A 1532-nucleotide genomic window follows, 5' to 3' on the forward strand; every position below is an offset into this window, starting at 1 on the left:
CCTCGTCGATATCTTCGGCCGCGAGACCCCGGCCGTGCTGCGCTTCGACCAGAACCAGAACAACTAACCGCCACACAGGTTTCCGTTCAGGTCATAACGGCCCACACGGCCGTTCTGACCTGCTCGGTTTTTGGCCGCGCAGCTATACCCGTTATCGTTGTGCGGTATGCCTCCATCCGGATGATCGGGTGGAAGGCTCGCTGTTTCAGCAAACTCTCACTAGGACCCGGAGAGAGCAATGCCTCCCAAGAAGAAGAAGGTCACGGGGCTTATCAAGCTCCAGATCCAGGCCGGCGCCGCCAACCCGGCTCCGCCGGTCGGCCCCGCACTGGGCCAGCACGGCGTCAACATCATGGAGTTCTGCAAGGCCTACAACGCCGCGACCGAGTCGCAGCGTGGCATGGTCGTGCCGGTGGAGATCACGGTCTACGAGGACCGTTCCTTCACCTTCGTCACCAAGACTCCGCCGGCCGCCAAGCTGATCCTCAAGGCCGCGGGTGTGGACAAGGGCTCCGGCGAGCCGCACAAGACCAAGGTCGCCAAGCTCACGCGCGACCAGGTCCGTGACATCGCCACCACCAAGATGCCCGACCTGAACGCCAACGACCTGGACGCCGCCGAGAAGATCATCGCCGGCACCGCCCGTTCCATGGGCATCACGGTCGAGGGCTGACAGTCCCCCGTCTGACCTCTCAGTGGCAGGGCCAGCGCCGGCCCGGACCACGACTCCACACCTGAACCAACAGGAGAAGAAGTGAAGCGCAGCAAGGCTCTCCGCGGCGCGGACGCCAAGATCGACCGGGAGCGCAACTACGCCCCGCTCGAGGCCGTCCGTCTCGCCAAGGACACCGCCACCACCAAGTTCGACGGCACCGTCGAGGTCGCCTTCCGCCTGGGCGTTGACCCGCGCAAGGCCGACCAGATGGTCCGTGGCACCGTGAACCTTCCGCACGGCACCGGCAAGACCGCCCGGGTCCTGGTCTTCGCGACCGGTGACCGTGCTGCGGCCGCGGAAGCCGCGGGCGCCGACATCGTCGGCTCCGACGAACTGATCGACGAGGTTTCGAAGGGCCGTCTGGACTTCGACGCCGTCGTCGCCACCCCGGACCTCATGGGCAAGGTCGGCCGCCTCGGCCGCGTGCTCGGTCCCCGTGGTCTGATGCCGAACCCCAAGACCGGCACCGTGACCATGGACGTCGCCAAGGCTGTCAACGACATCAAGGGCGGCAAGATCGAGTTCCGCGTCGACAAGCACTCGAACCTGCACTTCATCATCGGCAAGGTCTCCTTCGACGAGACGAAGCTGGTCGAGAACTACGCCGCGGCGCTGGAGGAGATCCTCCGTCTGAAGCCGTCCGCCGCGAAGGGCCGCTACATCAAGAAGGCGACCCTGACCACCACCATGGGCCCCGGCATCCCGCTGGACTCCAACCGCACCCGCAACCTCCTCGTCGAGGAGGACCCGGCAGCTGTCTGACCGGGCTGAGCTGTCTGACGGCTCGCATCCTGTGAACCGGCCCCCGCACCTCTCC

The 1532-nt window shown here is 66.0% G+C and carries 2 protein-coding genes; both read left to right on the top strand.

Annotation, left to right across the window (positions count from 1 at the left end):
* The first annotated feature begins 238 nt into the window (after positions 1-238).
* Positions 239-673 carry a 50S ribosomal protein L11 gene (gene rplK, locus ACWGI8_RS44170; protein WP_003956479.1) on the top strand — a complete coding sequence of 145 codons (435 nt, stop codon included), beginning with the start codon at positions 239-241 and terminating at the stop codon, positions 671-673.
* An 81-nt stretch (positions 674-754) separates the two neighbouring features.
* Complete coding sequence (rplA, locus tag ACWGI8_RS44175) at positions 755-1477, top strand: 50S ribosomal protein L1 (protein WP_453669252.1); 723 nt, start codon at positions 755-757, stop codon at positions 1475-1477.
* The last annotated feature ends 55 nt before the right edge of the window (positions 1478-1532 follow it).

Source organism: Streptomyces sp. NPDC054841 (assembly GCF_053611045.1).